Origin of the sequence: Xenorhabdus griffiniae (genome assembly GCF_015163655.1) — a bacterium.
GTDB lineage: Bacteria > Pseudomonadota > Gammaproteobacteria > Enterobacterales > Enterobacteriaceae > Xenorhabdus > Xenorhabdus griffiniae.
The window spans coordinates 32558-55110 of sequence record NZ_JADEUF010000003.1 but is presented as its reverse complement, the minus strand read 5'-3'; the positions used below and the strand labels follow the sequence as shown (position 1 = coordinate 55110).

The 22553-nt window shown below is 44.0% G+C and carries 18 protein-coding genes and 1 tRNA gene; 3 read left to right on the top strand and 16 right to left on the bottom strand.

Going from position 1 to position 22553, the window contains the following annotated elements; translation table 11 throughout:
* Positions 1-16: 16 nt before the first annotated feature.
* From IQ211_RS01630 to hutI, 10 genes are all read right to left on the bottom strand, one after another.
* Complete coding sequence (locus IQ211_RS01630) at positions 17-568, bottom strand: elongation factor P hydroxylase (protein ID WP_189758847.1); 552 nt, start codon at positions 566-568, stop codon at positions 17-19.
* A gap of 21 nt (positions 569-589) precedes the next feature.
* A complete protein-coding gene (locus IQ211_RS01625) occupies positions 590-1390 on the bottom strand; it encodes a sulfite exporter TauE/SafE family protein (protein WP_189758846.1) in 801 nt (266 codons plus the stop codon).
* An 86-nt stretch (positions 1391-1476) separates the two neighbouring features.
* Complete coding sequence (gene aroC / locus IQ211_RS01620; protein ID WP_189758845.1) at positions 1477-2562, bottom strand: chorismate synthase; 1086 nt, start codon at positions 2560-2562, stop codon at positions 1477-1479.
* A 416-nt stretch (positions 2563-2978) separates the two neighbouring features.
* Positions 2979-3914, bottom strand: coding sequence for a 50S ribosomal protein L3 N(5)-glutamine methyltransferase (gene prmB, locus IQ211_RS01615; RefSeq protein ID WP_189758844.1), 936 nt, complete (start codon positions 3912-3914; stop codon positions 2979-2981).
* A gap of 107 nt (positions 3915-4021) precedes the next feature.
* Complete coding sequence (locus IQ211_RS01610; RefSeq protein WP_189758843.1) at positions 4022-5386, bottom strand: amino acid permease; 1365 nt, start codon at positions 5384-5386, stop codon at positions 4022-4024.
* Positions 5387-5478: 92 nt separating this feature from the next.
* Entirely contained in the window at positions 5479-7011 is a 1533-nt protein-coding gene (gene hutH / locus IQ211_RS01605; protein WP_189758842.1) for a histidine ammonia-lyase, read from the bottom strand.
* A 14-nt stretch (positions 7012-7025) separates the two neighbouring features.
* Entirely contained in the window at positions 7026-8720 is a 1695-nt protein-coding gene (hutU, locus tag IQ211_RS01600; protein WP_189758841.1) for a urocanate hydratase, read from the bottom strand.
* A 302-nt stretch (positions 8721-9022) separates the two neighbouring features.
* The gene (gene hutC / locus IQ211_RS01595; protein ID WP_399477866.1) at positions 9023-9754 is read right to left on the bottom strand and encodes a histidine utilization repressor; all 732 of its coding nucleotides are present in this window, start codon (positions 9752-9754) and stop codon (positions 9023-9025) included.
* Positions 9755-9790: 36 nt separating this feature from the next.
* The gene (gene hutG / locus IQ211_RS01590) at positions 9791-10750 is read right to left on the bottom strand and encodes a formimidoylglutamase (protein ID WP_189758840.1); all 960 of its coding nucleotides are present in this window, start codon (positions 10748-10750) and stop codon (positions 9791-9793) included.
* A 19-nt stretch (positions 10751-10769) separates the two neighbouring features.
* The gene (gene hutI, locus IQ211_RS01585; protein WP_189758839.1) at positions 10770-12038 is read right to left on the bottom strand and encodes an imidazolonepropionase; all 1269 of its coding nucleotides are present in this window, start codon (positions 12036-12038) and stop codon (positions 10770-10772) included.
* Positions 12039-12219: 181 nt separating this feature from the next.
* On the opposite strand from hutI, the gene smrB reads away from it, so the two are divergent.
* On the top strand, positions 12220-12765 hold the full coding sequence (gene smrB / locus IQ211_RS01580) for an endonuclease SmrB (protein ID WP_189758838.1): 546 nt from the start codon (positions 12220-12222) through the stop codon (positions 12763-12765).
* A gap of 129 nt (positions 12766-12894) precedes the next feature.
* On the opposite strand, the gene sixA is transcribed toward smrB, so the two are convergent.
* The 4 genes from sixA to IQ211_RS01560 all read right to left on the bottom strand — a co-directional run bounded on the left by sixA (position 12895) and on the right by IQ211_RS01560 (position 17876).
* Positions 12895-13377: a phosphohistidine phosphatase SixA gene (gene sixA, locus IQ211_RS01575; RefSeq protein WP_189758837.1), complete on the bottom strand. Its 483-nt coding sequence runs from the start codon at positions 13375-13377 to the stop codon at positions 12895-12897.
* Positions 13378-13829: 452 nt separating this feature from the next.
* Complete coding sequence (gene fadJ / locus IQ211_RS01570) at positions 13830-15977, bottom strand: fatty acid oxidation complex subunit alpha FadJ (RefSeq protein ID WP_189758836.1); 2148 nt, start codon at positions 15975-15977, stop codon at positions 13830-13832.
* On the bottom strand, positions 15977-17287 hold the full coding sequence (gene fadI / locus IQ211_RS01565) for an acetyl-CoA C-acyltransferase FadI (RefSeq protein ID WP_189758835.1): 1311 nt from the start codon (positions 17285-17287) through the stop codon (positions 15977-15979). Before fadI ends, fadJ begins: the two co-directional genes overlap by 1 nt.
* Before the next feature lie 292 nt (positions 17288-17579).
* Complete coding sequence (locus IQ211_RS01560) at positions 17580-17876, bottom strand: YfcZ/YiiS family protein (RefSeq protein ID WP_189758834.1); 297 nt, start codon at positions 17874-17876, stop codon at positions 17580-17582.
* Positions 17877-18235: 359 nt separating this feature from the next.
* On the opposite strand from IQ211_RS01560, the gene fadL reads away from it, so the two are divergent.
* Positions 18236-19597: a long-chain fatty acid transporter FadL gene (gene fadL / locus IQ211_RS01555; RefSeq protein ID WP_189758833.1), complete on the top strand. Its 1362-nt coding sequence runs from the start codon at positions 18236-18238 to the stop codon at positions 19595-19597.
* 62 nt (positions 19598-19659) lie between these two features.
* On the opposite strand, the gene mlaA is transcribed toward fadL, so the two are convergent.
* Entirely contained in the window at positions 19660-20412 is a 753-nt protein-coding gene (gene mlaA / locus IQ211_RS01550; RefSeq protein ID WP_189758832.1) for a phospholipid-binding lipoprotein MlaA, read from the bottom strand.
* Between the two features lie 185 nt (positions 20413-20597).
* On the opposite strand from mlaA, the gene IQ211_RS01545 reads away from it, so the two are divergent.
* A tRNA-Arg gene (locus IQ211_RS01545) sits at positions 20598-20672 on the top strand.
* Positions 20673-21931: 1259 nt separating this feature from the next.
* Here IQ211_RS01545 and IQ211_RS01540 read toward each other — a convergent pair.
* Positions 21932-22090: a group II intron maturase-specific domain-containing protein gene (locus IQ211_RS01540; RefSeq protein ID WP_223281619.1), complete on the bottom strand. Its 159-nt coding sequence runs from the start codon at positions 22088-22090 to the stop codon at positions 21932-21934.
* Between the last annotated feature and the right edge of the window lie 463 nt (positions 22091-22553).

The following is a 22553-nucleotide window of genomic DNA, read 5'->3' as shown; positions in this document are numbered from 1 at the left end:
TTTCCTCAACATCAAATTAATTAGCAAAACGATCTTCCGGATAAGGGAAATGCTCTGCTTTTAGTGGAGGCGTATTGTAGAACGATTGCAGACCTTGAATAAAGCGTGCAGCTCGTGCAGGTATCCCATTTTCAAGGTATTGCATGACTTGTACATGCACTTTCCGCTGAAAAACAAGGCGATCCGGCTCAAAATCACCTTCAAGGTTGTCACAACTGACATTAAAGGGAAATCCCGCAGCTACACAGAATAACCACTCCAGCGATTGTGGCTTAATCTCTACCTTTTCAAACGCTTCCTGAGTTTGAGCGTCACGCCCATCAGGGCAGTACCAGTAACCAAAATCGATCAGTTTGCGACGCTCTTCACCCGCAATACACCAATGAGAAATTTCATGTAATCCACTGGCATAAAATCCGTGGGCAAACACTATCCGGTTAAAGTCCACTTCATCATCTGCAGGCAGATAAATTGGCTCATCGTCACCTTTTATCAGACGAGTGTTGTAGTCATTACTAAAACAATTATCAAAAATTTCAATCAGTTGTTGATAATGATGTGCGGTCATGTATTAATGCCAGATCCTAAATCAAAAATAAAATGCCAGCCAAGAACGGACAGTATCTCCGTGCTGATCATAAAGAAGTTTGATGCTCATCAAGAAGGAAATTGTCACTAACAGCGGACGGATGAGTTTCTTCCCTTTGCTCAACACCAAACTCGCCCCTAATCGCGCACCGATTATTTGCCCTACCAGCATCACAACGCCCGCCAGCCATAATATCTGTCCACCAAGCACAAAGAATCCTAATGCTCCGATGTTAGATGCAAAGTTCAGTACCTTGGCATGAGCCGTCGCTTTCGCCAAATTGTAGCCACAAAGCATGACATAAGAGAGTGCGAAAAACGATCCCGTTCCTGGCCCAAACACGCCATCGTAAAAGCCAATGCCACAGCCGGCAAGACAACCAAACGCAATTGGGCCAAGACGACGTTGCCGATCTTCGGCGCCAATACTCGGTACCAATAGGAAATAAAGGCCGATAATGATCACTAATGCCGGCAATAAATAACGCAGAAAATCCGGTGACACAAATTGAACCAACAACGCGCCCAACATGGCACCAATTATCGTCATGACGATAGCAAAACGCTGGGAACGCAAATCCACGACACCACGGCGGATAAAATAAAGGCTGGCAGAGAAAGAACTACCTATAGCCTGTAACTTACTTGTTGCCAATGCCTGGACCGGAGAAACTCCCACCGATAGCAACGCAGGGATGGTCAATAATCCACCGCCCCCTGCAATAGAATCGATAAACCCCGCCACCAGCGCAACCAAAAAGAGGAGACCGTAAATTTCCGGCCCCAATAATGACCATTCCATTATGCATTTCACCAGAAAACTGCTTGCTTATTCTCATGATACCTTTCAGCATCAACCGAAGCGGGTATCAAAAGCCTCTTCCCAGCTTACCAGCGTGGAAGCGATGGTATCACATCAGCACACTGTGCCCGCTGGCGCAGTAAGTGATCCATCAACACAATCGCCATCATGGCTTCTGCGATAGGTACGGCACGAATACCAACACAAGGATCGTGGCGGCCGCGAGTCACCATATCCACTTCTTCTCCCTGACGAGTGATAGTTCTGCCTGGCACCATAATGCTGGATGTCGGTTTCAAGGCAATATGCGCAATAATTGGTTGACTACTACTAATTCCGCCTAAAATGCCGCCAGCATGGTTACTGGTAAATCCCTGCGTCGTCATTTCATCGCGGTTTTCGCTGCCACGTAAATTGATAACACCGAAACCATCACCAATTTCAACACCTTTGACCGCGTTAATGCTCATCAAAGCATGGGCAATGTCTGCATCCAAACGGTCAAAAACCGGCTCCCCCAATCCCGCAGGAACGTTTTCGGCAACCACACTGACTTTCGCACCAATGGAATCTCCCTCTTTTTTCAATGTCCGGAGTAATTCATCAAGCTGAGTCAACTTACTTGCATCCGGGCAGAAAAAAGGATTCTGTTCAACCAGATCCCAATCTTTCAGTTCACAATGAATATCGCCCATCTGAGTCAGGCAAGCACGAATAAGAATACCGTGTTTTTCGAATAGATATTTTTTAGCAATTGCCCCTGCTGCAACACGCATGGTGGTTTCACGGGCAGATGAACGCCCGCCACCACGGTAATCTCGCATCCCATATTTCTGTTCGTAGGTATAGTCAGCATGACCTGGGCGGAAAACATCTTTAATCGCACTGTAATCTTGTGAACGCTGATCGGTGTTTTCAATCATCAGGCCAATGCTAGTACCTGTTGTTACGCCGTTAAAAACGCCAGAAAGAATACGAACCTGATCGGGTTCACGACGTTGTGTCGTATAACGGGAAGTTCCCGGACGACGCCTGTCTAAATCAATTTGTAAGTCAGCTTCTGTAATAGCAATACCCGGTGGAACACCATCGACAATACATCCCAGTGCGATCCCGTGAGATTCACCAAATGTGGTGACACGAAAAAACTGCCCAATACTATTTCCTGCCATTCCTACCCTGCCATTATTCTCTGTGCATTTAAAAAGAGTGAATAACAATAACTCACCCAATGATTAAAACCTATCTTATTTCAGTAATTTTATTTGCCTTTTATGCGCATTAAACTTCAAGTTGCAATTTACAACACGCTATGAAACCTGGTATCTCCCCGCTTCGCGGGGGAGATATCACACGTATCTTGAAGCTAGATGGGTATATCCTTAATCTTTCGAGCAACAATATTGCTAAATAGCGTTTCAACATGATAGGAGTATTCCTTACCCCGCGCGGAGCGCGGGGTAAGGAACTCCAACATTTGATACTCTCAGTATTATGAAAACCTATTTAGCTACGACTCGAAATCCACGGGATATTGATACAATTTATATGAAATAGCCGTTTTAACCACTGGATGAATGAGAAAATATCAGTCTTTGAATGGCTGGAAATATTCCTGATATTCAACAAGCTGCTGGCGAGTCAGCACGAAAACACCGTCACCATAATCATGTTTGAATGTCAGCCATTTGAAGGGTACTTCAGGGTATTGCTCAATCAGGTGAACCATACTGTTACCTACTTCACATACCACTATTCCCTCTTCTGAAAGGAAGTCCGGGGCAGTTGCCAAAATACGACGAACCAAATCCAACCCATCAATACCTGCAGCCATGGCTAATGTAGGTTCATGATCGTATTCCTGGGGAAAATCACTCATATCTTCTTCATCGACATAAGGAGGATTAGTGACAATGATGTCGTATTTCACCGGTGGTATATCATGAAATAGATCTGAACGAATCGGGATTACACGATGAGAAAGTTTATGATTCTCTATATTTATTTCTGCCACTTCCAAAGCATCAGGAGAAATATCAACAGCATCAACTTCGGCTTCTGGGAAGGCATGGGCACAGGCGATTGCAATACACCCGCTTCCTGTACAAAGATCCAAAATTGTCGATGGCTGACGTGAGATAAGCCCTTCAAAATGCTCTTCAATCACATCTCTAATCAGTGAACGTGGAATCAAAACGCGCTCATCGACATAAAATTCATGACCACAGAACCAAGCTCGATTTATCAAATAAGCAACAGGAACACGTTCATTAATACGACGCAAGACAAGTTCCACGATGCGTTGACGCTCTGTTGATGTCAGGCGTGAAGCCAGCATTGAATCAGGGACATCCATAGGCAAACGCAATGAAGGGAGAACTAACTGCAAAGCCTCATCCCACGGATTACATGCAGTATGTCCACAATAGATACCCGATTCGCTAAAACGGCTAGTAGACCAACGCAACATATCTAAAATGGTACGCAGTTCTGCAACAGCCTCATCGGCTAAGATCTTATCCAAAAAACACCTCCAAACAACAAAAGATATATCAGCTCGCTAGTTTGCCATGATCCAGAACACAAATCAGCTTTCTTAACACAGCGTTATTTTAGGGTGATATAGGAGGGTTAGCCATGACTTGGTTTTTTCACCCATAAATAATAGCTAATAGTTAATAATACTATCCATACTATCCCTACGTATAATGCGATCCGAGTATTTGGGAAATAACCTAATACCGCAATAACAAATCCCATAAACGCAATAGCCAACGTTGGCGCAACAGGCCAAAAGGGAACAGGGAATTTAAGCTGTCTGGCCTCTTCTGCGGGCATCTTCCGGCGCATGATATATTGTGACAGCAAAATCATCAGCCATACCCACACAGTTGCAAATGTTGCGATGGAAGCAATAATGACGAAAACTTTTTCCGGCAACAAGTAATTCAAGAGGACGCCCACCAACAAAATTCCTGACATTGCCAGCACCGTCACCCACGGTACTCCATTTTTAGTCAGTTGGGTAAACGAGGCTGGAGCCTGTTTTTCTTGCGCCATGCCATACATCATCCGTCCGGCACCAAAAATATCACTGTTGATCGCGGAAATTGCGGCAGTAATGACGACAATATTTAAAATATTGGCTGCGGAATCAATTCCCAAGCTGGAGAAGATTTGGACAAACGGGCTACCATTTTGCCCCACTTGGTTCCACGGATAAATGCACATCAAAACAAACAGCGTAAGGACATAGAACAATAAGATACGGAATGGGACCGCATTGATTGCACGTGGGATAGATTTTTCTGGATTTTTAGCTTCACTGGCAGTGATACCAATAACCTCAATGCCACCAAAGGCAAACATCACGACCGTAAACGAGGCAATCACTCCCGCTATGCCGTTTGGCATAAATCCACCATGTTCCCATAAATTCGACAGGCCGGTGACATGCTCGGCTTCCTGACCAAACCCATACATCATGATGGCAAAACCGCCGACAATCATGGCGATAATCGCAACCACTTTGATGATAGACAGCCAAAATTCCATTTCACCAAATACCTTCACATTGCATAGGTTGATTGCACCAATAAAAAAGACAATGCCAAGTACCCAAATCCACTGGTCAACATGGGGAAACCAGAGCTTCATATAGATGCCAAATGCAGTGACGTCAGCAAGGCAAACAACCAGCATTTCAAAAACGTAAGTCCATCCGGTCAGAAAACCCGCCAATGGCCCTAAATACTGGGTGGCATAATAAGAGAAAGAACCTGGCGCGGAGCGATGTACCGCCATTTCCCCCAATGCCCGCATGACCATAAATACAGCTGCACCGCCAATGGCGTAAGCTAGCAATACCGCCGGTCCTGCGGCTTTAATGGCTCCCGCTGAACCATAGAAAAGACCGGTGCCAATTGCCGAACCCAGTGCCATAAACCGAATGTGGCGAACACTTAATCCTCGCTTGAGTTGTGAAATGTTTTGCATGATTTATCCTTATGTCTTTTATTATTAGATTGGAAGAGATAAATACTACGATAAGGCCGGAGCTTATCCGGCCTAAGACGATGAGTCTGTACTTAGTTTTCTAAGATATTCCCAGCAGGCAACAAGGCCGAAAGTTGCCGTTCAGCCAACAACTGAATTGCTGCATCAATATCCGGGGCGAAAAAGCGATCTTTATCATAATGTGCAACTTTCTCGCGGAGAATATGGCGGGCTTTTTCCAATATCGGACTACTCTTCAAGCCATGACGAAAATCCATGCCCTGGCAAGCCGTCAGCCATTCAATCGCTAAGATCCCTCGCACATTATCTGCCATCTCCCATAAACGACGCCCCGCGGCGGGTGCCATTGAAACGTGATCTTCCTGATTGGCTGATGTTGGCAAACTATCAACACTGGAAGGATGCGCCAGCGCCTTGTTCTCACTTGCCAGCGCAGCCGCAGTCACCTGTGCAATCATGAAGCCGGAGTTAACACCGCTGTTTTCAACTAAGAATGGCGGCAACTGGGACATATTGCTGTCCATCAACAAGGCAATGCGGCGTTCTGACAATGAACCTATTTCTGCCAGAGCAATAGCCAGATTATCCGATGCCATCGCAACCGGTTCAGCGTGGAAATTACCCCCAGAAATCACCTCATCTTCTTCAGTAAAGACCAGCGGATTATCAGAGACGGCATTGGCTTCAACCATAATGACATCAGCCGCATGGCGGATTTGGGCTAAACAAGCGCCCATCACTTGAGGCTGGCAGCGTAATGAATAAGGGTCCTGAACTTTCGGGCAGTTTTTATGGGATGCACAAATCTCACTTTGTTCTCCCAATGCCAAACGGTAAAGGGCTGCCACATCAATCTGGCCTTTCTGCCCACGGACTTCATGGATACGAGCATCAAAGGGTTTACGGGAGCCAAGAGCAGCTTCAACAGACATGGCGCCACAAACAATCGCTGATGCGAGTAAATCTTCGGCGGCAAATAGTCCTTTTAAGGCGAAGGCGGTAGAAGCTTGTGTACCGTTGAGCAGTGCCAATCCTTCTTTGGCGACAAGACACATCGGCTCAAGTCCCGCTTTTTCCAGTGCTACTTTTGCCGGCAGCCATTCGCCACGATAATGGGCTTTCCCTTCTCCCAACAATAACAAGCTCATATGCGCTAGTGGTGCTAAGTCACCAGAAGCCCCTACTGAACCTTTGCTTGGAATACAGGGATAAACTTCAGCGTTGACCAAGGCAATCAATCCCTGGATCACGTCCAGACGAATGCCGGAATAACCACGGGCAAGGCTATTGATTTTCAACACCATAATCAATCGGACAATTTCATCCGACAGAGGCTCCCCAACACCCGCCGCATGTGACAACACAATAGAACGCTGCAATTCTTCCAAATCTTGTTCTGCAATACGGGTATTCGCCAGCAAACCAAAACCGGTATTGATACCATAAGCCGTTTTATTTTCACTGATAATGCGGTTCACGCAAGCAACACTGCTCTCAATGGCAGGAAAGCATTGTTCGTCCAAACTAATGTGAACAGGATGCTGATAAACATGACGTAATTCTTCAAGTGTCATTTTTCCCGGATGAATAGTGATATTTTTCATTCTAACAACGCTCCTTATTTCGCATCAGTCACTGGCAGGTTTAACATTGGCAAGTTTAGTCCTTGCTCTTTCGCACACTGGATAGCCAATTCATAGCCCGCATCAGCATGACGCATAACTCCCGTTGCCGGATCATTGTGTAATACACGGGCAATGCGTTCAGCCGCTTCATCCGTTCCATCACAAACAATAACCATGCCGGAATGTTGAGAGAATCCCATACCAACGCCCCCACCATGATGCAAGGAAACCCACGTCGCACCACTGGCTGTATTCAGTAAGGCATTCAGCAATGGCCAGTCAGAAACAGCGTCAGAACCATCTTGCATGGATTCAGTTTCACGATTAGGGCTGGCGACAGAGCCAGAATCCAAATGATCACGGCCAATCACGATTGGGGCGGAAAGTTCCCCACGGCGAACCATTTCATTGAATGCTAATCCTAATTTGGCGCGATCGCCCAATCCCACCCAACAGATACGTGCAGGCAAGCCCTGAAAACTGATGCGCTCTCTTGCCATATCTAACCAACGGTGTAAATGGTCATCATTCGGCAGCAACTCTTTTACCTTGGCATCAGTTTTATAAATATCCTCAGGATCACCGGAAAGCGCCGCCCAACGGAAAGGTCCGATACCGCGACAGAACAGAGGACGAATGTAAGCGGGAACAAATCCAGGAAAATCAAAGGCGTGCTCAACACCTACCTCTTTCGCCATTTGGCGAATATTATTGCCATAATCAAAAGTAGGTACACCCTGTTTCTGGAAAGCCAGCATAGCTTCAACATGTGCGGCCATTGACGCTTTTGCCGCTTGGATCACCACTTCTGGTTCACTTTCGGCACGGCGGCAATATTCTTCCCATGTCCAGCCAGCCGGTAAGTAACCATGTAATGGATCATGGGAGCTGGTTTGGTCTGTCACCATATTAGGGTGCACACCACGGCGTACCAGCTCAGGTAAAATCTCTGAAGCATTACCACACAATGCTATCGAAATTGCTTTACCTTCCTGGGTATAACGTTCAATACGCGCCAAAGCATCATCCAGATCAACGGCCTGTTCATCCACATATTTAGTACGCAGACGAAAGTCAATGCGGCTTTGTTGGCACTCTATGGTTAATGAAGAGGCACCGGCCAATGTCGCAGCCAGTGGCTGTGCTCCGCCCATTCCCCCCAAACCGGCTGTCAGTATCCAACGTCCGGTCAAATTGCCGTTGTAGTGTTGGCGGCCTGCTTCGACAAAAGTTTCGTAAGTCCCCTGAACAATGCCCTGGCTTCCGATGTAAATCCAACTACCGGCAGTCATCTGACCATACATAGCCAGCCCTTTGGCATCCAGTTCGTTAAAATGTTCCCATGTCGCCCAGTGTGGCACCAAGTTCGAGTTGGCAATTAATACACGCGGGGCATTTTCATGTGTTTTAAACACCCCCACAGGCTTGCCTGATTGCACCAACAGGGTTTCGTCATTTTCCAGACTCTTTAAGGTTTCAACGATTTTTTCATAGCATTCCCAGTTTCTGGCTGCACGACCAATGCCACCATACACCACCAATTCACAGGGATTTTCCGCCACATCGGGATCAAGGTTATTCATGAGCATACGAAGTGGTGCTTCGGTTAGCCAACTTTTTGCTGTGAGTTGTGTCCCTCTGGGAGCACGAATGGTTACGTTGCTGAATTTATTATTTTGCGTCGTCACGGTTTTTTCCTATCTCATCGTTGTGAATTTTGTTAATTGTATAGTTGTATATACATGTACATTCAATAGGCAAAAATGTGACAGAGATAAAGTTAATAATGCGGTAAAAATATTTTTTTATTTAAAATCAAAAAGATGATATTGATTTATTTCGTGATAAACAGGGGAATATTTTTGCTGGCTTTGTGTTTAACATCACATTTATTTTACATTATTGTTACAGTGATGAATAAAAAACCTCTTCTACCCAACGGAAAAAGAGGGTTTTTACCGCTCAACTTTTTGTAGCTCCATTAGGGGAACTATGAACTAAAACGCCCTTTCAATTTATATCGATACCCAGGAAACAATAACCTGGCACTGGAAACAATAAATGCTTTCGACCAGGTTCGCCGGCTGATTAACAAACAAGGCGTATTTGCCTCAATTTGTAATAACCGACAAGAGAGGGCATCCCCCGCCACGGCTTCGACGATATGCTCCCCTTCGGTCAATGGCGCTACCTGGGATAAATAATCATGGGCCGTTTGCTGACGAAAATCTTGCCGCAAATACTCTGGTGCCGCCTGAACATTGACAAAACGATCTTCAATCTGCACAGGGACATCATTTTCATAATGTACAATGATGGAATGGTAGAGCGGCGCACCTACTGCAATACTGAATTCCGCAGCCTGCGTCATGTTAGCCTTCACTTCAGCAAGTTTCAGCACCTTGCAACTATGCCGGTTAGAGCGGGAAGCAATTTCATCGGCAATACTATGAATTTCAAATAACGCCGATTGTCCTTTCGGCTCAGAGACAAACGACCCCACACCTTGCAAACGGAATAGAAAACCTTCTGCTGTTAGCTCCCTCAATGCCCGGTTAGCCGTCATGCGACTACAGTTAAATTGCCTGACCAATTCCGCTTCCGAAGGGATCCGATCATACGGTTTCCACTCCCCCGTATAGATCTTTTCAATAATCACTTGTTTGACTCTTGCATACAAAGGCACTGGTTTGGCATATGTATCTGGTAAATCGTCTGTCACTATCCCTTCCTTCTCGCTTTTTATTCGTTCACCAACCTATTTATTCCACCAATGCACCAACTGCCATGCAAGGCGAGCCGCCGCTTTCCCCCCCATTCCCTGGATATCATATAAAGGGTTAAGCTCAACTAAATCTACGGCTTGCAATTTTTTGCTCTGACAGATGAGTTGAACCAATGGCAATAAACGCTCCAGCGGAACACCCAATGCCGCAGGCGCAGAAACGGCCGGCATTTGCCAAATTGGCAGCACATCCAAGTCGATGGTCATATAAATGATATCAACCTGATTAATTATATCTTGTAATTGCTGCTGTACCCTATCCAACATGGATTCAACGCAGTGGGTATCCCAAATAATGGTGACATCAAGATGGTTAGCTTCATCCAGTAATGCCTGGGTATTTGATGCCAAGCTGGCGCCAACACAACTGTAATTAAATGGGCGCTGGTGTTGCTGGCAGTAATGCGCAAGTTGCCGAAATGGGGTTCCTGATGTAGGCTGCGGTGAATTTCTCAGATCCAAGTGGGCATCAAAATTGATGATACCGACACGCTGCTGCGAAAACGCACGGTAAATTCCCATCCCATGAGCAAAAGCCGTTTCATGCCCACCACCAAAAATCAGCGTTTTCATATTATTCTGCTGGCATTCATAGACAGCATCACTGAGTGCCTGCTGTGCTTCACTCAATTCACCAGAATTAGCACGAATATTCCCCAAATCCACCAATCTATCGTGACCATCATAACTCGCCAGGTTTGCCAACGATTGGCGCAAATATTCTGGTCCCAATTTCGCTCCCGGACGTCCCTGATTCAATTTAACACCTTCATCACATTCAAATCCCAATAGCGCAATGTGGTGAGGAAATTCGGCTGGAGAGAAACTGGCTGGCTGTTTTATTGTCTGGAATAACCGTAACGCGTTATTGGCTTCAGCAAGATCATTGCGCCCTTGCCAAATGTTTTCGGATGTTGGATGCCATAAATTCATATTTTTTCCCTCACCACCATTAATTAAGGCCATTTAAATCATTACGATGCGTAATTTCGCCATGATAAATACGATAAACCAACGGGTTATGTCCCAGTTCGTATAAAATATCAACGGGGTTTCGGGCATCCCAAACAACAAAGTCCGCCGTAAAACCCGCGGCTAATTGACCATGACTACCCGCTCGTCCCAGTGCCTGAGCTGCATGAATAGTCACGCCTTGCCAGGCTTCTTCTGGTGTCAAACCAAATTGTACGCAAGCCATATTCATAATCAGGCGCAAGGAAGCAAAAGGGCTCGTACCAGGATTAAAATCGGTTGAAATAGCCATTGGAACACCGTATTGGCGCAATAATGCAATGGGTGGACGTTGAGTTTCTCGCAGGAAGTAAAATGCTCCCGGCAGTAATACTGCCACTGTTCCACTACGGCTGATAGCCTCAATACCCTTTTCATCCAAATGCTCAATATGATCAACGGATAAACCCTGATATTCAGCAACCAGTTCACTGCCTCCTAAATTGGAAAGTTGCTCAACATGACCTTTTACGGGAATATTCAAACGTTTTGCTGTTGCAAAAAGGCGTTTAGTCTGATTTAAAGTGAAACCAACGGTTTCACAAAATACATCAACAGCTTCGAATAACTGTTTTTGCCAGAGAGTAGGCAAAATGGAGTCACAAACTAAATCAATATAGGCATCAGGATCATGCTTATATTCAGGTGGGACGGCATGGGCAGAAAGTAATGTCGGGCTAATTTCGATAGGATTTTTCTGTGCCAATGCCTGCACAACCTTTAACTGTTTTTCTTCATTTATCAGATCTAGCCCATAACCTGATTTCATCTCAACTGTTGTCACCCCTTCAGCCATCAATGCATTGAGACGTTTCTGGGATACGCTTTCTAACTGTTGAACGGAACTGTTACGGGTGGCATTAACGGTAGAATTGATCCCTCCCCCTTTAGCACTAATTTCTTCATAAGAAACCCCATTCAAGCGCTGTTCCCACTCAGAGGCTCTATTGCCACCAAAAACTAAGTGAGTGTGGCAATCGATTAAGCCAGGTGTAATTAAGCGCTGCTCTGCGTCAATGATCTTACATTGGTTAGCTGGTACGCTATCTGTCGGTAATATCGCTAAGATTTTTTCATCCCGCACAATAAGGTCATGCTGTTCTAACATGCCGTAATGACTTTCACCATCAACGTTCTTAATTGCAGGATCCATCGTAGCAAGTTTGGCATTGCGCCATATGACATCAGTGTCTCTCAGTTCAATCGACATTGTACTATCCTGTTATCTTTCTTGTTTGTATCAGAACTCATGTTGTATATACATTTATTTTATAACCAAACATAATTGTCAAATCATTTTGTGAACAATTTGTTACTTAAAATGATAACTGTCAGGAAACATCACAAAAAATCATGTACACTTGCCAAAAGCAGTGAGTAAATGAATTGTAATGAAGAAGAAATATCAACTAAACTCAGAAGACATCAGTCTATTCAGAACGTCTGTTACAGGAACCCGTCGTATTGCACAAGATACGGTTTCCCATCCCCCGAAAAGAAAAAAAATTAACGCTGTTGCCCCTGAACGCTTGATGCAGGAGCAAACTGATGCCAGTTATTATTTTTCTGATGAATTCCAGCCAAATTTGGAAATGGAAGGCCCGACTCGTTACATTCGGGAAGGCGCCAGCCATCATTATGAATTAAAGAAATTGCGGCGTGGAGATTATTCCCCTGAACTTTTTCTGGATTTACATGGGCTAACTCAGTTACAGGCCAAACAAGAAATTGGGGCATTAATCGCTGCCTGTCGTCGCGAACATGTCTATTGTGCCTGTGTTATGCATGGACACGGTAAACATATTCTCAAGCAACAAGCCCCGCTATGGCTTGCCCAACATCCTGATATTATTGCCTTCCATCAAGCGCCCAAAGCGTGGGGAGGGAACGCTGCGTTACTCATTTTGGTAGAGATGGATGAGTTTACGCAGCGCTAATTTGGTCTTTATATACCAATCGCCTTTCAAGATGCGTCCTATATCTTCCGCTTCGCAAGGAGAAATCACACGCATCTTGAAGTCAGATTGGTATATTTAATTAAACTTCCTAATGGTTAAGGTGTCTGGTCAGGATTTCGCCGCTAATTGTGCAGGAGATGTTTGCCATAACAGACACCCTTTTTCTGTTTGGTGATCCAGCTCGACACAAGCAATGCTGGATGTAGCAAACATCGGCGGCGTTTGCCCAGGACAAAGCTCAGAAACCAAATAACCGACTAACGGTAAATGGGAAACCACCAATACAGATTTGTGTCCTTGTGTTGACAAGACGTGTAAATAGCTGGCAACCAACGCAACATCACCCGATGGCGTTAACTCAGCCAATAACTCTTCATTATCAGGAAGCGCCAAATTTTCTCGCACCGCCTTTAATGTTTGTCCTGCACGAATATAAGGACTGACCAAAATACAATCAATACCAGGCGTTTGTTGTGAAAGCCAACCTGCCATCTTCTGTGATTCTTGCCACCCTCTAGGTGTCAGCTCCCGTGCTGCATCACTGATTGCATCCAAAGCAGCATCACCGTGACGCATAATAAAAACGTACATAATCCACCGTTTAGTTAATTGCAAACCGATCTCAAAATACCCTATACACTCGTATTTCTTGAGATAAGCCATTGGTTATACGGCATTAAAACGTAAGCTCAAAAGCAATTATCAAGCTAATATTTGATATATGCCCTATGGATTTCCGAAGGATATAAAAACGTTTCAGTTAGGGCCAATCCGCATTCTGCCCTAAAACAAAGGTAAATAAAATGGCTAAAAAAATCGATATATCTCTTGTTATTTCGTAGATTCTTTTTATACCCATCTCACTTCAAGATGCATATTGTTTCTCCCCGCTAAGCGGGGAGAAACAATAAGTTATGTTGTCTTATAATGAGCAACTTGAAAGGTAACGTGTATAGATAAAAAATACGAATAAGGATTTAATTGCCATAAAAAATCGACTCTTAATTAAAAGAGCCGATCGGGTTATTTAAATAAAATTCAAGTTATGCGTGAAATTTCTTTTTCTGTTCAGCCATCTGGACTAAACGCTCACAGGGCGCAAACCTTTCGCCATATTGCGCCTCCAGACGACGTAAAATTTCTACAACTTTATCACTGCCAAGCTTATCAATATAACGGAATGGCCCTCCCAGGAATGGCGGGAATCCGATGCCAAATACAGCACCAATATCACCATCACGTGGACTTCTGATAATCCCCTCATCCAGACAGCGCACAGCTTCATTCAGCATGAGCATCACACAACGCTGGGCAATGTCAGCCGGCAACATTTTTATCGCTGGTTTGATCTTTAATAAGGAATAAATCGAAGCATCCACTTCTTTGGCTTTTTTTCTGCCCGTATACAAATAGAAGCCGCGGCCATTCTTCTTGCCTTTTCGGTCATCCTGCAAAATTGCAGATAAAATCTCTGGTGCCTCAAATCGACTGCCTAATTCTTCTACTAAAATAGGGATAATTTTAGTCCCCACATCTATGCCAACTTCATCCAGCAGATTGATAGGGCCAACAGGAAAACCAAAATTCAGTAAAGCATTATCAATATGTTCAATCGGCTCACCTTCCAATAAACAATAACCCGCCTCATTAATGTAAGGTGTCAGAATCCGGTTTACATAAAAACCCGCTTTATCACCAACAACAATCGCTGTTTTTCCCTGTTTCTTGGCTAACGCTACAGCAGTTGCGATCGTTTTTTCACTTGTTCCCTCATGTGGAATAACTTCCACCAGCGGCATTTTGTCTACAGGACTGAAATAGTGAAGACCGATCACCTGCTCTGGCCGAGTCGCAGTTTCAGCAATCTTATGGATTGGCAATGAAGAAGTGTTAGACGCAAAAATGGTTTCAGGTTTTGTATTCTCTTCAATCTCTGTAACCATTTTGCGTTTTAAGACTAAATCTTCAAATACCGCTTCAACAACAATATCAGCTTGCTTAAATCCACTGTAATCGGTCGTTCCTGTCAATAGAGACATCTGACGAGAACGCTCACTTGATTTCAAACGACGCTGTTTTACCCGCTTAGAAAGGAGATCCCATGTATATTTCAAAGCCTGATTAATACCCTTTTCATTAATATCTTTAATGCGGGCAGGCAAATTTCCTCGCGTCACGGTTACATTGGCAATACCGCCCCCCATCAGGCCGCCTCCCAAAATCCCCACCTGTCTGATTTCAGCGGGCTGTTCTGAAGAGCCAGTTTCATTCTTCAACGTTGTAGAAGCAAAAAACAGGCTCCGCAATGCTTCTGATTCTTGCGTCATCGCCAGCTCACCAAATGCCTTGGCTTCAAGCTGAAAGCCTTTCTCTGAGCCTTTTTCCAAACCGGCACGAATCACATTGATGATTTTTTCTGGGGCGGGATAATGGCCGCGAGTTTTTTCTCGCGTTTTTTTATGAACCATCTGGAATAACAACGGCCTGCCTAACGCACTTGCCAGTATACGCTGCGACCATGCCAATGGCTTCCGTTTCACGATGCCTTTTTTAACATATTGCACAGCAACATCTAATAAGATATCTAAAGGAACTGCGTCATCCACAACACCCAACCGTAGCGCCTGTTTTGCCTTGAGCTGACGGCCTGTCAATATAATGTCCAAAGCAGCACTGACACCAATCAAGCAAGGTAATCTCTGCGTTCCACCTGAGCCTGGCAATAACCCAAGCTGAACTTCTGGCAAACCAAGACGGGTTTTTTCATCCAAAGAACAGATACGCGCATGGCAAGCCAATGCTAACTCCAGCCCACCACCTAAGCACGCACCATGAATCGCTGCCACTACAGGCAAAGGATAATTGGCAATCTGCGCAAACAGTTTTTGACCTTTTTCAGCTAATGCTGACGCTTCTTCCTGGGTTTGGCAGTTAGCTATCATGCTAATATCCGCACCAGCAATGAAAGTATCCGGCTTGCCGGACACAATAACCAACCCTTTCAAACCTGAAACTTGTTGCGCTTTTTCAAACATGATCAGGAACTGCTCAACAAATTCAGCTTTCAGGGTGTTGACTTTCTCTCCTGGGACATCAATGGTGATAATTCCCACCTTGTCGTCCCTGACAGAAAAACGGAATACCGGTTGCATTGTTGCTGACATAACCGTTTCTTTTTCAGCCTGAGCCATTATTCTACCTCCAATACCATTGCTGCACCCAAACCACCAGCGGCACAAGCTGTCGTTAACCCAAAACCACCCCCACGGCGACGCAATTCATTCAACGTTTGGGTCACCATTCTGGCGCCTGTCGCCGCGAAGGGGTGCCCATAAGCAATTGATCCGCCTAACACATTGAATTTATCCATATCCACTTCGCCAATTGCCTGAGTACGTCCCAACTTTTCACGGGCAAATTTCTCACTGGCAAACATTTTTAAATTCGTTAATGTTTGAGCAGCAAATGCTTCATGCATGTCGATAATGGTCAATTCATTGAGAGTGATACCCGCACGCTCAAGCGCCAACGGGGTTGCATAGGACGGCCCCAGTAACATGTCCTGCCAAACATCAATGGCAGAAAATGCATAACTACGTAAATACCCCAATGGAACCATACCAAGCTCTTTGGCAACGGATTCACGCATTAACATCACTGCTGCGGCACCGTCCGTCAGTGGTGTGCTGTTTGCCGCGGTGACTGTGCCATGTTTTCGATCAAAGGCCGGACGCAATTTGGCATAAGAAGCTAAGGTTGAGTTTTTTCTGACATTATTATCTTCTGCCAATGTCTTGCGGTATGGCGGGAAATAGGCCGATATGATTTCCTCTTGCAAAAGCCCTTGCTCCCAGGCTTTGGCGGCCAGTACATGCGAGCGGTGCGCAAGCGCATCCTGATCTTCGCGGCTGATATGATACGTTTTTGCCATCTGCTCAGCGGTATCTCCCATTCTCAACCCTGTGGAATACTCTGCAACAGCAGGGGATACAGGCAATAAATCACGTAATTTCAATCGACTGAGTAATTTTAATCGTTGGGTGAGACTTTTGGCTTTGTTCATGTCAACTAACATACGCGCCAATGACTTCGTCACTCCGATAGGTAAAACGGATGAGGAATCCGCACCTCCTGCGATCCCTATATTGACTACGCCTGCCATAATACTTTCAGCCACGTTTGCAATTGCCTGAAAACTCGTCGCACAGGCACGGGAAACACTATAGGCATCAGTATTCACACTTAAGCCTGCCCCCAAAACAATTTCCCTTGCAATATTTGGCGCTTCCGGCATTTGAACAACTTGCCCAAAAACCAATTGGTCGATCTTCTCAGGCGACAAACCGCTCCTAATGACCAGCTCGCTTACAACAGCCTTTCCCAAGTCAACAGCCGGAATACCGTGGTAGAAAGTTGCCTGTTTCGCAAAAGGAATGCGCAACCCGCTGACAATAGCAACACGTTCCTTCTGCGATGTCACTTTTGTTGAAGAACGACCCATAGCAACTCCTAATTATTATTAACTAAATCAATTGATTGATTAAAAATATTTACTCACCTCGTAAGAGGTCAGACCTGATGATGCATTGTTAACGTAATGTTGGAAAATAGCAAATAGGAATAAATCAAAAATGAGAACAAACTCAACTTTAAACTATTTATAATTTATACAACTTAAATGGAGAATAAGCGAAAGGAGTACAAAGAAAAGGCAATGATTTACAATCTATTACAAGCGATTTCCCCACTGTTTGACATGACAAAACAATGAGAAAACCGTCGTTCAAAGTGAATTAACGCAAGCCTAACTGAAAGATGAGGGCTTCCGCTTGGCAGCTAAAGGTAAAGTCCATCGATAATTGCATCCCACCGTTAACCGCTTCGATACTATGGCGTATAACACAGGGATCAGATTCCACTGATTTTGCCTTCTTAATTAACGTATTAAGCATGATTTCTGCGTCTTGTTCACTCGCAAAAATACACTGATAAGAAGCGGTGCAGTCTTCATTATCAATAACGGTTCCCACATCAACACAACAGCAAGCTGCCGTTTCTTCGGCATTACAGCGGTTAATCGCATCAGACATTTAATTTCTCCGACTAAAAAACTTGCTGATAATTCTACGTTTTCCTGACTGCCAATAACCAGCATTTGCACTGTTTGACGCCATTTATCTCACTATTTATTGATCTGACCACGTCAACAAAAACCCGTTTACACTTCATTAACGGAAGTTGTCTATTTTTTGTTAAGCAAGTCCCAATTTGAGAATCATTTTAGTTATATTTAGAAAACATTCTTGCAACATATTCTATTATCAAGCCTATACTTCGTGCACTGGTCTGATTTGTCATTATTGTCATGGTGACAAATCGACTCTACAATCCCGCGCTCTCAGCTACTTGAGTGGCATGTTAATAATAATTAGACAATGAGGTTTTGGTTATGGACCAGAAAAACCTATTTACACGTTCAGCGTTAGCAGTGGCGGTTGCAATCCTCTCATCCAACGCTAGTGCTGCTGGTTTTCAATTGAATGAATATTCATCATCAGGACTAGGCCGTGCATTTTCTGGGGCAGGTGCCGTTGCAGATAACGCTTCCGTAGGCAGTCGTAACCCTGCGGCCATGACCTTATTTGATCGCCCATCATTTTCTGGTGGTTTGGTGTATGTCAACCCAGATGTTGATATCACCGGAAAGTCTCCCATCACCAAAAACAGCACTGATGCTAAAAATATCGCACCGCGTGCATGGATCCCAAACCTGCATTTTATTACGCCAATCAATGATCAATGGTTTGTTGGCGCATCTGCAACGTCTAACTTCGGCTTGTCTACCGACTTCAGCAACAACTATTCTGCTGGCCTGCTAGGCGGTAAAACTCAACTGAAGACCATGAACCTAAACCTAAGCGGTGCTTACAAATTTAATAACCAGTTTAGCTTTGGCTTAGGTGTCAATGCTGTTTATGCTGATGCCAAAATTGCCCGTCATATGGGAGAATTCGGCCCAATAGCCACTAAGATGCTAAACGCTAAAGGGCTGGCCACAAATAATCCAGTCCTTGCACATCTTTCAATCCCAGATAGCGCTGAAGCTGCCAGATTGGAAGGTAAAGATTGGGGTTACGGTTGGAATGCAGGGTTCCTATATCAGTATGACGAAAATAACCGCTATAGCCTGACTTACCGTTCAAAAGTCAAGGTTAAGTTTAAAAGCGGAGATTACAGCAATGATTTGCCATATATACCAAAAGTCTTTGATAATGGGACTAATGGTAATATAGTCAAAGGCAAGCTGGACCTGAATTTACCGGATATGTGGGAACTCTCAGGTTATAACCGTGTTGCTCCACAGTGGGCAATTCACTATAGCTTGCTATACACTGGCTGGAGCGAATTCAAAGAATTAAAAGCAGTAAGGAGTGACACGGGTAATGTTGCATTTGAGAAACACGAAGGCTTCCGTGACGCTTACCGTATCTCACTAGGTACAACTTACTACCATGACGATAACTGGACATTCCGTGGTGGTATCGCCTTTGATGAAAGCCCTGTACCAGCCAAAAATCGTTCTATTTCCATTCCAGATCAAGATCGTTTTTGGTTTAGCTTAGGAACCACTTACGCATTCAACAAAGATGCTTCTGTAGATGTCGGTGTTTCCTATATGCGTGGCAAAAAAGTACATATTAGTGAAAAACTACCAGAAGAAGTCCAGAAATTAGGTGGCACGACACCATATGAGTTCGATTCCAAAGGAACTGCATGGTTGTATGGTATAAACTTTAACTATACGTTCTAACTACATACTGTAATCCCAAAAAAGGATAGCAAGTGCTATCCTTTTTTGATCATAAGTACGAACTAATCTATAGAATCCAATTCATCTTCAATGCTTGCCGCATTAGGATTTTTTTCTGGCTCCAACTTACCTCCATTGGCCATAAAATCGTGGCGTTGGAAGTAAGCATCGCGCACCATCAAATAAGGATCTGAAGAATTTTTTAACAAGCCGTCAGAATCCAGCAAGCGAGCGCGGGTTTCTATACCTTGGAAAATCCACGTGCCTACCGACACCCATCCCGTAAAATAACTCAATACAGGATAAGTCATATCCGCAAGGTTACCGCCCTCATCACGCAGTGTAAAACTGCCGTAACCGGGCAAAACAACATATGGGCCATACCCCACATTATAGTATCCCAATGTGCTACCAAAACGCATCGGATCTTCTTTTGCCAGTTTGGGATTAGCCATGGAAGCCACATCAATAAGCCCCCCCATTCCCAACAACGTATTCAAAAAGAAACGGTTGAAGTGTTTTGCACCTTCATGAACATCGCCACGCAAGAAACTGTTCACCATACTGGCTGGCTCTTCAAGGTTGCTCATAAAATTACCAATGCCATTTCGTGCAGGCATTGGCACATAATTACGCCAGGCTACAGCAACAGGGCGCAGTACATATGGGTCGAGAACATCATAATTAAAGTTAAACATAGCACGGTTAAACCCTTCCAGCGGATCAGAACGCCCCTGCTCCATCGTATTCGATGAACTGGCACATCCTGCAAGTAAGACGGCTGTAAGAGCAACCCCGCTCAGACTATACTTCATACTGTTCTCCATATAATTATTTTTAGATATCAATTATCGCGCTGTATACCAGCTATTGCACCCAATATGTAAAATATACTGCCTATCTTTCATTAATGGTAATCAAAAAGAGTGGTGATTATATAGGCAAACAGTTCGTTATACCTTATCTCTGACAAGAAAAACAGGTATACTGCGTTCCATTGGTCCCCTTAGTTAAATGGATATAACGAGCCCCTCCTAAGGGCTAATTGCAGGTTCGATTCCTGCAGGGGACGCCAAACAAACCTCTCTCGACGTCTACTAAAGTCTCTTAATCCCAGATAAATCAAGCCATAGAGAAAAACCCTAATCTCTCGAAGTCTACAACCGTCTTCCTAAATCTCTACAATTTGTTGTATAGAAACTCCCAATATTTCTTCTATACAATATTGGGTGGGTTATGAAGCTGGCAACTAGCTGAATGGTTGGGTGAACACTCACCGGATAGTATTCAATATTTTCTGGAACGTGCTCATTGAGATACTGAAAACGCTCGCGATATTTTACGCGATTATAGGGATTCCTTCAGATTAAGGTGTCATCAATCTTAAAGATTCAACTACGAAATTTTCGTAGGTTATACTTTCGTCAACAAGGAATCCTTAATCTCGGAGGCTCCTCACTTTACTGAGTATGAGGACTACGAGACTTATTAAAAGGTTGCCTGCGAGCCTTACTTAATGTTGTTAAATGGGATTTAAAAGCCAATTAACTCACTGCCGACGAAATTCGTTGTGAGTTACTCAGTTACATTAAGTCACCCTGTGTTGGGAAAATAACAATGCAGGGTTTAAAGATGATGGGAATTTCCATCATGACTCAGATTTGAGCCATCTGCGGGAACCGTTAATTTCTACCATAGTTGATCACCCTGAGAGTTAAAGGGCAGATGACCGCCCTATAGTGATAATGGTTTCTTTTTATCCTTACCCGTTATTCTTAAGCTTTCCCTATCCAACTAGCATAAAATCCATAACTATGTGCTATGGCGAATATGTTTTCTGTTTGTACATTAGTGTGTTCACTTGTAGGTTTTATGAGTTTTAAATTTTATTTAATTATTATGAATAAAACTGTAACAATAAAATACACTGGCACTGCAAAATATGCGTTAAAGATATTGCGAACTTTTTGCGGACTAAAGATATTGATCCTTTATCCATAATTAACGATTTCATTTCGGAATTCGAAAGTAATGTGAGCATTTTTCCATTAGCAAGCCCAATCTCGTTTCAGCTAAGTAAGATTGGTGTATTTGAGTATCGTGAGTGTAATACAAAAAATGGATACAAAATTCTTTACACAGTCGATTCAGAAACTGATGTAGTCGTACATGTCATTTTAAACCAACGACAAGACATACAGGCACTGTTTCTAAAACGCATGATAGAATACCAAATCTAATTTCGCGTGACTCCACCAAGCCCAGCTCCACGGCAGTGCCATATTCAGGGGGCTACAACTTATTCGCCACTGTTTCCAGAGGATGCTGCGTAGCTTACGTCTTATCCATCGGCATCACCGATGGCCACTGGCTCTGGCTATAGTGGCTTTTCCAGCTCCTCAGATAGCGTTTTAGCCCTTGGATTAGCTGAGCGAGGCTTTTTCTTCCCGTATTGCGCCCCGTTAGTTCCCTTATCCGCGCTTTGAACCACATCAAAGGCTATGGCACACAACAAAAAACCTCGCCGAAGCGAGGTAAAATGTCTGAAATTAAATAAACCTGTGATAACACTATGCCACTGTTTCTCACCATTCAAGAAAAGCCAATCAGCTATGTGACATAGCTATCACTCTCGTCACAATATATCGACTTCTGTAATTACACAACCTGATTGATGACTTTTTTTTGTATGCATTTATCAAATTCCAAAATACCCCCCTGACACTGCCAATATCCCTTCAGAGGCCTGTAATCTTTTGGAAATTTTACTGTGGGATGTGTGTGCTTTAATCAATCAGGACACCTTGGTAAAGGAATAGAATGACATTAATTAACATGTCGTTATAAAGCGTAAATCGGCTAAAAAATTACAGATAATTTTGCAGGTTGAACAATCCCAACCCAAGACATTAACTTCCGATGAACAACAGGAATTAATGAAAGTCCGTAAAGAAAA